Below are 12,656 nucleotides of genomic sequence, written 5' to 3' on the forward strand. Positions count from 1 at the left end.
GGCCCTTTGGACTGGGACGCGGCTGGAGAACGCCGGAAGGAGCAGTGGGTTCCATGCTCGACGGAGGGTCGTCCGATCAGCCGGCAGGCGGTGTCGGCAAGGATTCCGCGCGTGCCGCGCGTTCGGCGGCAAGCAACGTCCGCTTGCGGTCCGCTCCCCATCGGTAACCGCCGAGGCCGCCATCGGCGCGCAAGGCGCGGTGGCAAGGAACAAGCACGGCGATGCGGTTGGAAGCACAGGCGCTGGCCGCCGCCCGCACGGCGCGGGGCGCTCCGGCGCCGACCGCCACTTCCGCATAGCTGACCGCGCCGCCGGCGCCGGTGCCCAGGAGAAACCGCCAGACGCGGATCTGGAACGCTGTGCCGCGCAGGTCGAGCGGCAGGTCCGGCCTCGGACCGCCCCTGGACAGGTGTCCGTCCAGCGCCGTCATCCAGTCGTCCAGCTGGCCGTTCGCCTCGGCCGCGGGCACGAGCGCCGCACCGGGAAACTCCGACCGGAGCCGGCGTTCCAATCCGTCGCCGCTCTCCCCGAACTGAACGAAGCAGACACCCCGATCCGTCGCTGCCATCATGAGCGGGCCGAGCGCGGTCTCCCTGACCGCATGGACGATCGTCTCGCCGGCACCGCCGGCCCGATAGGCCGAGGGGGTCATGCCCAGGCCGCCGTCCACCTGTTCATAGACCCGGCTGGTCGAGCCGTAGCCGGCCGAGAAGATGGCCCCCGTCACATCGTCCCCCTCGCGCAGGCGGGCCTTCAGGATCTTCATCCGCTCGGCCGCCTGGAAGGCACGGGGCGAGACACCGAGCACCGCCGTGAAGCTGCGCTGCAGATGGAACGGGCTGAGGCCCGCCTGTCCGGCGAGCCGGGCCAGGGGCAGCGGTTCGTCGGCATGGTCGCGGATGAAGGCGGCGATCTCCCCGACTTTCAGCGCGAGCGGGTCCTTGCCTTCCGCCGCCAGCGGGCGGCAGCGCAGGCACGCGCGATAACCTGCCGTTTCCGCTTCGGCGGCGCTCGCGAAGAACTGGACGTTCTCCCGTCTCGGCGGGCGTGCCGGGCAGGAGGGGCGGCAGAACACGCCGGTCGTCCTCACGGCATAGACGAAGGCGCCGTCGGCGGACCTGTCGCGCGCGAGCAGTTTCGTCCACCGCAGGTCGGCTTGGGAACGGTCGGGCACGGCTGCGTCGGCTTCGAGGATGGACATCCCGATCTCCTTTTCCGGACCGGATCGATAAGGACCTGTCCCGGTGTTGCGGAAGTGACGACGCCACATCTATGCCAGGCACTCGCCGGCCGCACTCCGATCCTTGCGCCGGTATTCGGATCGTGCCACCGCCTCTTCGCGGATGAACGCAAAGTTCCACAAATGCCGAGATACAGGTCGCATGAACCATATACCTATGCTTCCGCGATCCTAGACGTAATAGCATAGCTTTGATGAAGATAGGTAATCAGACGGGACGCATCTCATCAATCTCCAATGATGGAGTTGACGGTTTGTGTTTGCCGGGAACACGGTACTGCAATGTTAGTTTTGTATATTTGATCGGCCGCCTGGCTTGGGCAGACAGCGGGATTCGTGGCCACGCCAGCAAGAAACAGATGGGAGCCGACGATGCGGAAAGTTGGAACGAACGGTCGGGACACGCTGGTCGGGACGCCCGACGACGACGTGCTCAGCGGGCTGGCAGGCAACGATACCATCAGCGGCCTGGGCGGGTCGGACATATTGATCGGGGGGAGCGGCAGGGACGCGATACGGGGAGGCGTCGGCAACGACTACATCCTGGCCGGGGGCGGCAACGACTCGGTGTTCGGTGACTCGGGCAACGACACGGTCAGGGCGGGGGCCGGCAACGACGCCGTCCGGGGAGGGGCCGGGCGCGACAGCCTTTACGGGGAAAGCGGGGCCGACAGGCTCTTCGGCGGGTCCGGCAACGACTATCTCGACGGCGGTACAGGTGCCGACAGGCTCTACGGAGGCGATGGCAACGACATCCTGGTGTGGAATACCGGACCGATCGAGCTGCGGGACCAGTTCGTTCCCGGTCCCGTGCTGGATGGCGGCGCCGGCCAGGATACCCTGCGCATCAACAGCGAAGTGCTCTATTACGTCGACGACTTCGACGGGGGTTGGGACGGCCCGTTCGCCGGCGAGGTCGGAATCCTCGCCGAAGGGGGGACCCTGAGCCTGCTGGTCGGCAATTCCACGCCGGAGGACCCGCCGAACATCTTCGCCCCGGTCGACGGCATCGAGCGTTTCGAAGTTTCCAGCCTGGGTCCGGTTGTCATCGAGACACGGGGCGAGGAACAGATCGACTACACCGTCCTGGCGACCTCGCACGACGACTTCCTGGCGGCCGGTGCCGGCGACCAGGTGCTGTACGGCAAGGGCGGCGACGACATGATCAGCGGCGGCGACGGCAACGACGAACTGTATGGCGGCGCCGGGAACGACCTGATCAGCGGGGGCGCCGGTCTGGACTGGATGGTCGGCGGGTCCGGCGACGACGTGTTCAGCGATTACCTGCCCGACATGTTCGGGGAGACGATCATCGGGTTCGAAGGGGCCGGCGAGGCAGGAGGGGACACGCTCGAACTGCTGCTGCCGGCTCCACGGGACAGGATAAAGATCACGGAAGGCGCGGATTTCACGACCTTCGACTTCCTGGATGACGATACGGACGCCGTGCTGACGGTCGGTGTGACCGGTCTGTTGCTGGGGGAGGATTACTTCCTTCTCTGACGCGGAAGACTCCGGGATCCGGCCGGGCGCTATTCGCGTCCGGTCTTGATCCGCAATCCGGGAAACGACACCTCGGCGGGCTGGACATCCTGGTGAACAATGCGGCCAGGCAGACGGCGCGGCAGTCGATCCCGCCCCGTTGCCCCACTACGCGCCGACCTACGTCCTCCCCGCCTCCCAGCGGTCGAGCCACGTCGCCGGCGAGGTCTATGGCGTGACCGGCGGGAACCCGACCCCGTAGGTTTTTCCAGCGTCAGTCCTGGCCGGTGCGGACAACCACCAGCATGTCGGTGCCGGATTCCGGCGCCCAGATCTCGCCGCTGCGGCCCAGGATCTGGCGGACATTGGCTTCCGGCCGGGGGTGCCGCTGGACGTCGAACCGTTCGGTTTCCGGATCGAACCGCACCAGGGCGTTGCCGCCGAAGTCGCTCAGCCAGACCTTGTCGTCCTCGTCGACGTAGACAGCATAGGCGAGCGGATCGTCGCCGGGCAGCTTCCAGCTCTTCCAGGTCCGGGCGGCGGGGTCATAGACGCTGACCTGCCCGCTGTTCCATTCGCTGACCCAGATATGCCCGCGGCTGTCCGACCAGACCCGCCGGGCGCCCTGGTCCTCCGTCGGCGGCTCGATCACCGTCGCCTTGCCGGTCTCGGTGTCGATACGCGCGATATGGCTGCCGGCGAGCGAGGCGTAGTAGATGTCGCCGTCCGGCGTCGCTGTGATGCCGTAGGGTCCGCGACCCTCCGGCGCCCGGAACACCTCCATTTCACGCGTTGCCGGGTTCAGGCGCCCATAGATGCCGTTCTGGCCGGTGAACCAGAGCACGCCCTTGCCGTCGAACGCGGCGGTGTTCAGGTTGGCACTCTCCGCATCGGCGGGCAGGGGATGGCGCGTCACCTCGCGGGTAGCGGGATCGACCCTGACGATCGCGTTGAGCCCGCTGTCGGTGATCCAGGGAGCGCCGTCCGGCCCCACTATGACGCCGTGCGGCGCCGAGCCGTCTCCCAGCGGGATCTGCTCCACCTCGCCGGTCGCGGGGTCGAGCCGGCCCAGGGCGCCGTGCCGCTGCGCGGTGTACCAAACGGCACCGTCCGGAGCGGGCGCCACGTCGTGCGGGCGGGAGCCCGACGGAACCTGGTATTCCTGCATGGAAAGTTCGGCGAAGGCGGGTCCGATGCCCATGAGCATCATCAGGGCAGTACCGGCAATGACTGTCTTCCGCATGGAAAATTCCTTTCTCCGACAGGCCTGTCCCTGTCAGATAGGTGGATCTCCCATTACCGCCTTCAACCAAAGAGCATATGCTTAAGACTATGTGTTAATTTCCCGCAAAACATGCGAAAAAAAAGGCCGTCCTGATGGACGGCCTGAAGTCTAGGGAGGAAACGCCCAAGAAGGCGTATGCGGTATCACTACCGCAATGCACAAACGCGTCATCGCAAGTTTGGTTCACTGAAAAAAGGCGCGAAAATCTTTTTTCCGCGCTTTTTTTCATGCCAGGATGCCGCCGGGGTCAGATCCGCTTCGTTCCTCCGCCGATCGCGATGACGGTCACGATGATGATCCCGGTCGCGACGAGCCTGACGCCCGCGCTCAGGCCGAAGGTGTTCAGCATCGTCACGATCAGGAACAGCAGCAGCGCCGCTCCCCAGATTCCCAGCGGCTCGGCGCGTCCCCCTGCCACGCTCGTGCCGCCGATCACCGTGACCGCGATGGAGGCGAGCAGGTATTCCTCTCCCATGTTCAGCGAAGATCCGCCGGAGAACCCGGCCAGCAGGGCGCCGCACAGTCCGGCCAGGGTGGCCGACGCGATGGAGGTCGTCAGCCGCGCCTGCGCGACCGGCGTGCCGGCCAGCCGTGCCGCCCGCGGGTTCTGGCCCAGCGCCAGCAGCGTGCGGCCGTAGACGGTGCGCGACAGCACAAGCAGGACCAGGATGGTCAGCACCGCCGCGACCAGGGCCAGGTTGGGGATGCCTAGGGTGCGGCCCGTGCAGAAGTCAGCGAACACGGGCGGCGGCTTGATCTTCAGCCCGCGGCCATAGGCGATAGCGACGGACTGGACGATCAGCGAGCTGGACAGCGTCGCGATGATCGGCGGAATGCGCAGCAGGCGGATCAGCAGGTGGTTCGCGGTTCCCAGCAGCATGGCGGCACCCAGCGCCGCCGCGAGGCCGGCGGCGACCATGGCGTCGCTGCCGTCCATCACCTTCATGGCGATGGCGCCGGACAGCGAGATCGCAGCCGGGATCGACAGGTCGACGTTGCCGGGACCCGACGTGATCAGCAGCATCTGGCCCAGCCCGACGATGACGAACAGGGCGGAGAAGGTCACCGCCGCCGCGGCGATTTCGGCAGCACCCCGTCCGCCGGAATAGACCAGGGTCACGGCCAGGATCGCCGCGGCCGCCGCGAGCGGCCAGACCCAGACCGGCACCGCTGCGCGGGGCCTCGACGCGGCGTCGGTCATGACCGTTCCTCCGCCCGGTTCAGCACGGCGCGGAGCGCCAGCACGACGATGAGGATCGCCCCCTGGGCGCCGATCTGCCAGTCCGGCGGGATATGCATGAAGGTGAGGAACGATCCGGCAAGCGTCAGGGTCATGGCGCCCAGCACGGCTCCGACCGCGTTGACCCGGCCGCCGGTGAACTCGCCTCCCCCCAGGATCACGCCGGCGATCGATATCAACGTATAGCGCAGGGCCATGTTGGCGTCGCCGGAGGTGGTCAGCCCCACCAGGGCTAGTCCGGACAACGCCCCCAGGGTGCCCGCGATCAGGTAGAGCGTCACCCGCGCCCGCAGCAGCGACCATCCCGCGTTCGCCAGCGCCTTGGGGTTGCCGCCGGCTCCGCGCAGGATCGTCCCGAAGGAGGACCGCATCAGCAGGTGGAGCGCCACGCCCAGCGCCGCCGCGTAGAGGATCGGCAGCGGGACGAAAGCGGGCTTCCACTTCATGATGGCGGTCAGGTACTCCGGCGCGCGGCCCCCCGGCGTCGGCAGGATCAGGACGGCGAGGCCGGTCCAGATGAACGACAGCCCCAGCGTCACGACGATGGAAGGCAGGTTGCGCCAGTGGATCAGCGCGCCCACCAGCCCATAGCCTGCGACGGCGGCGGCCAGCGCCAGCACCCCCAGCAGCGGCGCCTGGTTGAGCAGCGTCGCCGCGATGCAGGCGCACAGGCCGACGAAGCTGCCGATCGACAGGTCGAGGTCGCCGACAGTGATGATGCAGAGCTGGGCCAGCGTCGCCAGGATCACCGGGACAGCCAGGTTGAGCAGCAGCGTCAGGCCGATATAGCTCATGGCGCGGGGCTGCTGGGAGAAGATCACCGTCAGCATCAACGCCAGCGCTATCGCGGGAAGCAGGGCGCGGAGCAGCCTGACCGGGTCGATCCGGGAGCCGCGGCGGGCGGCGGGAACGATCAGGGCGCTCACGCGGCGTCCTCCCCCTCGGCGTAGGAGGCGCGCAGGATCGAGGCTTCGGTCATCCGGTCACGCGGCAGATGGGCGACGATACGGCCCTGGTGGAAGACATAGACGCGGTCGCAATGGAACAGCTCCTCCATTTCGGTCGAGTACCAGAGGAAGGTCCGGCCGCGCTCGGCCTCCGCCCGGATGAAGCGGTAGACCTCCGACTTGGTCGAGATGTCGACGCCGCGCATGGGATCGTCCATCAGGATGATCCCGGCTTCCGACGCCAGCGCGCGGGCGAACAGCGCCTTCTGCTGGTTGCCGCCGGACAGCGACAGGATGCCCAGGTCCAGGTCGGGCGTCCGGATGCCGATCCGGTCGCGCCAGGTCCGGGCCAGGGCCGTTTCGCGCGCCGGGTCGATCAGGCCGGCCCGGCGCAGGTTCGCCAGCGATCGGATGGAGATGTTGCGGGCGATCGACCAGAGCGGGAACACGCCGTCTGACTGCCGGTCGCCCGGCACCAGGGCCACCGGGCTTTCCACCACGGTCGAAGCATCCCGCCGGCCCCAGGCGTCGAACAGGCGGAGCAGCATTGCCGTTTGCCCGTGTCCCGCCAGTCCGGCGAGACCCACGACGTCGCCTTTGTCGGCCATCAGGTCGATCCCGTTGGGAACGGTCGATCTGGCCAGCACGGCGCGCGGCAGTCCGGTCGGTCTTGCCGGATCGGCCGTCCCCGGTCCGCGGGGCTGCCGCACCTCGGCACCCATGCTCTCGACGATGGCCTTTCGGGTGAGGCCGGAGGCGGGACGGTCGAGCACGACCAGCCCTTCGCGCATCACCACCACCCGCTCGGCGGCGACCAGTATCTCCGGAAGGATATGCGAGATGAAGACGGTGGCGACGTCCCGCTGGGCGGCATGGCGCAGGAAGGACAGAAGCTGTTCCGCCGCCCTGGCGTCCAGCGACGAGGTCGGCTCGTCCAGGATCACCAGCCGCAGCGGCGTGCCGGTGACGGTGAAGGCGCGCGCGATCTCCACCATCTGCCGGCGGCCCAGGGTCAGGTCGGCGACGGTCGTCCCGGGATCGATGCCGTGGCCGGGGAAGATCGCGTCGAGCCGGTCCAGGATCAGCCGGGCCGCCCGGCGGCGCCAGCCCCAGCCGCGGAGCTTCGGGTGAAGCACCCGGACATTCTCCGCGACGCTGAGATTGGGGCAGAGGGAAAGCTCCTGGAAGACGCAGCGCACGCCCATCCTGCCGGCGACGGCAGTGCCATAGTCGGCGATCTCCCGCCCGTCGGCGCCGATGGTGCCCGCGTCGGGCCGCAGCACCCCGGCCAGCACATGCATCAGCGTCGATTTGCCCGCTCCGTTGTGGCCCACCAGGCCCAGGCGCTCGCCCCGCGCGATGGCGAGGCTTACCCCCGCCAGCGCGCGGACGGCGCCGAAGCTCTTGCGGACATCGTCGAGCCGCAGGGCCGCTTCGGTCCCGGTCGTCATCAGCGTGTCCAAGACTTGCGGTCCGAGCCTATTTGACGCCGGAGATCACGGCCTGCGCATCGGTCAGAGAGTACTCGACGTTGGTGACGCCGCCCTTCTCCGTCTGGGCCAGACGATCGTCCAGGGTGTCCTGCTCGACCGACAGGAAGGGGACGATCAGGTCCTTGGGAACATCCTTCCCGTCGAGGATCTGCTGGGCGACCCAGAATGCGAGGGTGCCGACGCCGGGCGCGATGGACACCGACATGGTCTCGTAGCCCGTCGCCTCCTTCTGGTCCTTCCACCACAGCAACTCGTCGTGCCGGTTGCCCATGATGATGGTCGGCACCTCGCGGCCGGCCCCCTTGAAGGCCTGGGCGGTCCCGTAGCCGTCGCCGCCCTGGGTCACCACGGCCTTGATTTCCGGCAAGGTGGGAAGGACGCCCGCGACCGCCTTCTGGGCCACCTCCTGCGCCCAGTCGCCGTGGACCGAGGAGACGATCTTGAAGTTCGGGTGCTTCTTGACGCCGTCCTCGATGCCCTTGTGGATCTCGTCGTCGACGAAGACCCCGGCCAAGCCCCGGATCTCCAGCAGGTTGCCGCCCTCCGGGAAGCGCTTGGCCAGGTAGTCGACCTGGATCTCCCCCATTCTCCGGAAATCGACGGCGACCCGCCAGGCGCAAGGCTCGGTCACGATGCCGTCGAACGAGACGACCGTAACGCCCGCGTCGCAGGCCTCCTTGACCGCGCCGTTCAGCGCGGTGGGCGAGGCGGCATTGACGACGATGGCGTCGTAACCTTGAAGGATGAGGTTCTGGATCTGGGCCGCCTGCTCGGTCGCCTGGTTTTCGGCCGTGGTGAAGGCGGCAGCATCGGCGACGACTCCGTCGGCGACCGCCTTGGACGTCACCGTCGCCCAACTCTTCAGCATGGCCTGCCGCCAGGAGTTGCCGGCGTAATTGTTCGAAAGGGCGATTTTCTTCGATGACGTATCGGCGTATGCCGAGCCGGCCAGGCAGGTGGCGGACAGGCAGGATGCAGCGACTACTGCGGCGAGTGCGACCCTGATCTTCATCAACGTTTCCTCCGAAGCTGTTCTTCTTTCCGGCAGCTTAATGCCGGCTTGTTCAACAGGCCCGCGACATGTTTTTGATTTGATTAATTCGCGTGTCAAACTAACGCTAAGCTGAAATCCTGCCAGCGTCAAGCCGGCCCCGGCGCTGCCCGGCCGTCTTGGAAGCTGTTTGTAGAGGTAAGGCGCGGACGTCCCGGTCTACGTGGGCTTCCCGGTCTGCAAGGCGCATCAGGCGGCGGGAAAGGATGGAGATGAAGGCGATCTCGATGAAAGCCGGTGATCGCCCGGCCGCCCATCTCCCGCGAGGCGCGGATCAAGCGGTTGAGCGGCCGGCGCCACAGGCCGGGCCGGGTCCAGCGGGCGAACAGCGACCGCAGCGCCAGGTACGGGATGCCGGAAACGATATCGGACCTGACCGCGTCGGTCGCGTGCCATGCGCCGTCATCGCCCCGAGTTCCGTCGGCACCCGGTCGGCGAACGCATCGACGACACTGAGCGCCTGTTCGATTTGAACGGCCTGCACTTTGCTTTCCAGCAACTTGGGGGATCGCGGACTTGATGTTGGGCCAAGGGCCCAAACTATCAAACGGAGGATTGCATAAGTAACGAAAGACGGAGCCCTTAGGCTGCATCCATACCCCCGCGACGCCGGAGATTGTTGCAGTTTTGCGGGCAGCGCGCGCCCATGCCGCTGATCCGATGGCTGTTGACGATGGCTCCTGTTGCAACAACAAGGCCTGGGAAAACTCTGACATCCTGTATGCCAGCTTGCTGTATGCCAGCTTGGCCGAGACAGGGACGCCGTTAGGCTGCTAGCATGCCGGCTCCGTCGAACAGTTTATTCGAAGAAAAATTGGAGGGATGAACATGCCAGTTGATGTGAAATACACCGCCGAGGCGACCGCCACCGGTGGCCGGGACGGCCGGGCCGCGACGACGGACGGCACGTTCGAAGTCAAGCTAGCGACGCCGAAGGAACTGGGCGGTGCGGGTGGCGAGGGCAACAACCCCGAGCAGCTGTTCGCTGCCGGCTACGCCGCCTGCTTCATCGGCGCCATGAAGGTGGTGGCCGGCCAGGAGAAGGTGAAGATGCCGGGCGACACCTCGGTCACCGCGTCGGTCGGCATCGGCCCGCGGTCGGAAGGCGGCTTCGGGCTCGCCGTGGCGTTGCGGGTGTCCCTGCCGGGCCTCGACCATGCCCAGGCCGAGACGATCGTGGAGAAGGCGCACCAGGTGTGCCCCTATTCCAACGCGACCCGCGGCAACATCGACGTGAAGACGACCGTCGTCTGACGGGACTGGACCGGGCGCATCCGTGCGCCCGGTCCGCATCGGACTTGCATGCAATGAAATGAATGCATGATTACTCGGAAATATTTCAGAAGATTCATGTCTGATAATTTAACGTAATGGATTTCTTAACCCTCCATTGAGAATTCAGCTTCCTACCAGGGCTGAAATTTCAAAGAGTGTTTGACATGGCGAAGTTATCCTTGCTGTCACCCGCGCCGACAACGAGGTAACCGCTTTTTTGAATGGCCTGATGGTTTATGACGGCAGGACCGAAGGCGATCCGGCCATCGACGCCGTGGTTGCGCTGGACGACTACCCCATCCAGGGCCCGAACACCCTGGTGGTGCTCGGCATCAACTTGGGCGGCCCGGCGAACTACCAGGGCTCCCTGACCATCGGATCCGTCATGCAACCGTTCAGCTACCAGGCCGCTTCCACCGCGAACGGAATTGCCTGAGTCCAGACCTACGCCATCCCGGCGCAAGTGGAGCGATATGCCTGCATTTCGCGGGGAGGGTGGAGCCGGGCAGCACGAGGGCGACCGGCTCGCGAGGTCGATACTTCCGAAGAAGCGATCGCCCCATATGCATCAATATATCCAAACTACGTGGCCGGTGCAACCGAAATCCGACGGCCTCCGGCCGCGGCCGACCTGCCGCGACGGGAACGGGATTACTGGTGAAATCCCTCAGGATTCATCCGGGTCCGGGCGGCGCTTGATGCCGTACAGTTCGAGCCGGTGGCCGATCAGGCGGTAGTTCAAATCTTGGGCGATCTTCTTCTTCAGTTCCTCGATCTCCTCGTTCATGAACTCGATCACCTCGCCGGTCTGGATATCGATCAGGTGATGGTGATGACGCTCGCAGGCCTCCTCGAAGCGGGCGCGGCCGTCGCCGAAATCGAGCCGCTCGATGATGCTCGCTTCCTCAAGGAGACGCAGGGATCGGTAGACGGTGGCGATGCTGATGTTCGGGTCGATCCGCATCGCCCGGATATGGACCTGCTCCACGTCGGGATGGTCGGTGGCTTCCGACAGCACGCGGGCGACGACCCGGCGCTGGTCGGTCATCTTCAATCCTTTTTCGATGCAAAGCTGCTCGATATGGGACGTCATCGTCACGGTTCTCCAGAATTCAAGGATGGGCGTCCGGCCGCAAGGCCCGGACCAGCGAACTGGCGCCACTGCTGCGCAAGAGCAGGAAAGGCTTGTCCAGCCGCTGGCACAGGCGCTTGACCCGCAGGCAGGCGGCATGGCTGACGCAGTCCAGCGGGCAGAACACCATGTCGGCCTGCGTCACGAGGTTCTCCAGGATCCTGGGTGCCTGTTCCAACCCGCCGTCGTGGTGCAGCAGGCGTCCTTGCCGCCGCTCGACCGCGGAGCGGATATGGGGAACGAGGGCCTGCCGTCCGCCGACATAGAGAACGCACTGGCCGGCGACGTCGATGGTGGCCGGTGCCTCGGCGGGCTGGGCAGTAGCGGCGGGCATCTGCTGCGGCGCTTCCCCGTCGTCCAGCAGTTCCAGGCGGGCGATCCGGGCTTCGGCCGCGCGGCGGCGCTCCCGCTCGGCGGAGAGGCGCTGTTCGGCCCGGACGAGCCGCGATTTCAAAGCGGCGGCTTCGCGCGGGTCCGATGAAGCCGGCTGCGCCGGGGCATTGCAGCGGACCCGAAGCAGTTCCGACTCCAGGTCGCGGATCTGCTTCTCCTTCGAACGCTCCAGCTCCAGCTTCGCCGCCTGGGCGGCGTCCCGCTGCCGCGTAAGCTCGACGATCTGCTTCTCGGCTGCGGCGACGCGCTGGATAGCGTTGCGATTGTAGCTGCCCAGCACGTGGGAGAGCATGTGGACCTGGCCATAGGCGGTCGTCACTAGTTCCTGCGGCACCGCCCGGAGGCTCATGATCGCCCAGTAGGCGCCGGCCACACGGCCGCTGTCGAACGCCTTGTTCCACAGGGCTTCGATCTGGACGGCATCGCCGCCGGCGGCGGAAAACCGGCGGATGTCGACCGCATGCCTGTCGTCCAGCATCTTGTGCAGGAGACGGCCGAGCTTGCCGTTCGACCCGGCCTCCCGGACATAGTAACTGTGGATGCAGTAGTCGGTTGCATCCTCGGAAACCCGCATGCCGCCCTTGCGGGTCAGCTTGCGCAGATCGTCCATGGACAGGCACGTACCGACGATCGAACAGTGCAGGTGTTGGGCGATTTCCCAAAGCTTGCGCCGGCCCTTGGCCGCATCAGGCAGTTCCACCGGTCCAGCTTCGCACTGCTCGCACATGTGTCCTCGCATCCATCGATCCCGGAAGTCCGGTCATGATACAGGTTCGCAATGCGGATGCAAATCATTCTCAATCTTTGAAGAGAGGCGCGTCACTCCCTGTTCCAGGTGATCTCCGCGGGCTCCTTCCACATGAAGCGTTCCAGGTGTCTCTTGACCACGTCCTCGACGGTATTCCGCTGGTCCTCGCTCCCGGCTTCGACCCGCAGGGTCAGGAATTCGGGTCCGGGCTCCAGAAGGCAAATGCCGGCCTCGAACTGGATACGGCCGCTGCCATTCTCCAACGTTGCGGGGATCTTGTGGGCGAAGTGCTTGCAGAGCTGCGTCATGAACCGCTCCGCCTTGTCGGTGGCCACGTGGGAGGTCGATGTGAACATGGGCTTTCCCTCTT

Annotated in this window: 12 protein-coding genes; 3 read left to right on the forward strand and 9 right to left on the reverse strand. The window is 66.3% G+C overall.

Annotated features, from left to right (window positions below):
- Positions 1-76 precede the first annotated feature (76 nt).
- Entirely contained in the window at positions 77-1,201 is a 1,125-nt protein-coding gene (locus DPR14_RS11935) for a bifunctional transcriptional activator/DNA repair enzyme AdaA (RefSeq protein ID WP_158045334.1), read from the reverse strand.
- A 411-nt stretch (positions 1,202-1,612) separates the two neighbouring features.
- Here DPR14_RS11935 and DPR14_RS11940 point away from each other — a divergent pair, with 411 nt between their 5' ends.
- Positions 1,613-2,743 carry a calcium-binding protein gene (locus DPR14_RS11940; protein ID WP_158045335.1) on the forward strand — a complete coding sequence of 377 codons (1,131 nt, stop codon included), beginning with the start codon at positions 1,613-1,615 and terminating at the stop codon, positions 2,741-2,743.
- 253 nt (positions 2,744-2,996) lie between these two features.
- On the opposite strand, the gene DPR14_RS11945 is transcribed toward DPR14_RS11940, so the two are convergent.
- The 5 genes from DPR14_RS11945 to DPR14_RS11965 all read right to left on the reverse strand — a co-directional run bounded on the left by DPR14_RS11945 (position 2,997) and on the right by DPR14_RS11965 (position 8,699).
- Positions 2,997-3,965 (reverse strand): Vgb family protein, encoded by a 969-nt coding sequence (locus DPR14_RS11945; protein ID WP_158045336.1) that lies wholly within the window; start codon positions 3,963-3,965, stop codon positions 2,997-2,999.
- Positions 3,966-4,254: 289 nt separating this feature from the next.
- A complete protein-coding gene (locus DPR14_RS11950; protein ID WP_158045337.1) occupies positions 4,255-5,208 on the reverse strand; it encodes an ABC transporter permease in 954 nt (317 codons plus the stop codon).
- Entirely contained in the window at positions 5,205-6,173 is a 969-nt protein-coding gene (locus tag DPR14_RS11955) for an ABC transporter permease (protein WP_246149216.1), read from the reverse strand. The genes DPR14_RS11950 and DPR14_RS11955 overlap by 4 nt, the downstream gene beginning before the upstream one ends.
- Positions 6,170-7,645 carry a sugar ABC transporter ATP-binding protein gene (locus DPR14_RS11960; RefSeq protein WP_158045338.1) on the reverse strand — a complete coding sequence of 492 codons (1,476 nt, stop codon included), beginning with the start codon at positions 7,643-7,645 and terminating at the stop codon, positions 6,170-6,172. Before DPR14_RS11960 ends, DPR14_RS11955 begins: the two co-directional genes overlap by 4 nt.
- Before the next feature lie 28 nt (positions 7,646-7,673).
- Positions 7,674-8,699 (reverse strand): ABC transporter substrate-binding protein, encoded by a 1,026-nt coding sequence (locus DPR14_RS11965; RefSeq protein ID WP_158045339.1) that lies wholly within the window; start codon positions 8,697-8,699, stop codon positions 7,674-7,676.
- An 867-nt stretch (positions 8,700-9,566) separates the two neighbouring features.
- Between DPR14_RS11965 and DPR14_RS11970 the strand changes: the two genes are divergently transcribed.
- Entirely contained in the window at positions 9,567-9,992 is a 426-nt protein-coding gene (locus DPR14_RS11970) for an organic hydroperoxide resistance protein (protein ID WP_158045340.1), read from the forward strand.
- Between the two features lie 250 nt (positions 9,993-10,242).
- On the forward strand, positions 10,243-10,449 hold the full coding sequence (locus DPR14_RS11975; RefSeq protein WP_158045341.1) for a hypothetical protein: 207 nt from the start codon (positions 10,243-10,245) through the stop codon (positions 10,447-10,449).
- Positions 10,450-10,680: 231 nt separating this feature from the next.
- Here the strand turns inward: DPR14_RS11975 and DPR14_RS11980 are convergent, their stop codons facing one another.
- From DPR14_RS11980 to DPR14_RS11990, 3 genes are all read right to left on the reverse strand, one after another.
- The gene (locus DPR14_RS11980; RefSeq protein WP_158045342.1) at positions 10,681-11,106 is read right to left on the reverse strand and encodes a Fur family transcriptional regulator; all 426 of its coding nucleotides are present in this window, start codon (positions 11,104-11,106) and stop codon (positions 10,681-10,683) included.
- Positions 11,107-11,125: 19 nt separating this feature from the next.
- Positions 11,126-12,238, reverse strand: a complete 1,113-nt coding sequence (locus DPR14_RS28205; RefSeq protein ID WP_192499435.1) for a DUF2325 domain-containing protein — start codon at positions 12,236-12,238, stop codon at positions 11,126-11,128.
- A 119-nt stretch (positions 12,239-12,357) separates the two neighbouring features.
- Complete coding sequence (locus DPR14_RS11990) at positions 12,358-12,642, reverse strand: DUF2218 domain-containing protein (RefSeq protein WP_158045344.1); 285 nt, start codon at positions 12,640-12,642, stop codon at positions 12,358-12,360.
- Positions 12,643-12,656 lie beyond the last annotated feature (14 nt).

This window comes from Skermanella pratensis (assembly GCF_008843145.1).
GTDB lineage: Bacteria > Pseudomonadota > Alphaproteobacteria > Azospirillales > Azospirillaceae > Skermanella > Skermanella pratensis.

Bases quoted from the DNA above. Each gene is read 5' to 3' on its own strand.
- DPR14_RS11950 (WP_158045337.1), bottom strand. From the start codon at position 5,208: ATGACCGACGCCGCGTCGAGGCCCCGCGCAGCGGTGCCGGTCTGGGTC.
- DPR14_RS11975 (WP_158045341.1), top strand. From the start codon at position 10,243: ATGGTTTATGACGGCAGGACCGAAGGCGATCCGGCCATCGACGCCGTG.
- DPR14_RS11935 (WP_158045334.1), bottom strand. From the start codon at position 1,201: ATGTCCATCCTCGAAGCCGACGCAGCCGTGCCCGACCGTTCCCAAGCC.
- DPR14_RS11990 (WP_158045344.1), bottom strand. From the start codon at position 12,642: ATGTTCACATCGACCTCCCACGTGGCCACCGACAAGGCGGAGCGGTTC.
- DPR14_RS11960 (WP_158045338.1), bottom strand. From the start codon at position 7,645: ATGACGACCGGGACCGAAGCGGCCCTGCGGCTCGACGATGTCCGCAAG.
- DPR14_RS11970 (WP_158045340.1), top strand. From the start codon at position 9,567: ATGCCAGTTGATGTGAAATACACCGCCGAGGCGACCGCCACCGGTGGC.
- DPR14_RS11965 (WP_158045339.1), bottom strand. From the start codon at position 8,699: ATGAAGATCAGGGTCGCACTCGCCGCAGTAGTCGCTGCATCCTGCCTG.
- DPR14_RS11940 (WP_158045335.1), top strand. From the start codon at position 1,613: ATGCGGAAAGTTGGAACGAACGGTCGGGACACGCTGGTCGGGACGCCC.
- DPR14_RS11945 (WP_158045336.1), bottom strand. From the start codon at position 3,965: ATGCGGAAGACAGTCATTGCCGGTACTGCCCTGATGATGCTCATGGGC.
- DPR14_RS11980 (WP_158045342.1), bottom strand. From the start codon at position 11,106: ATGACGTCCCATATCGAGCAGCTTTGCATCGAAAAAGGATTGAAGATG.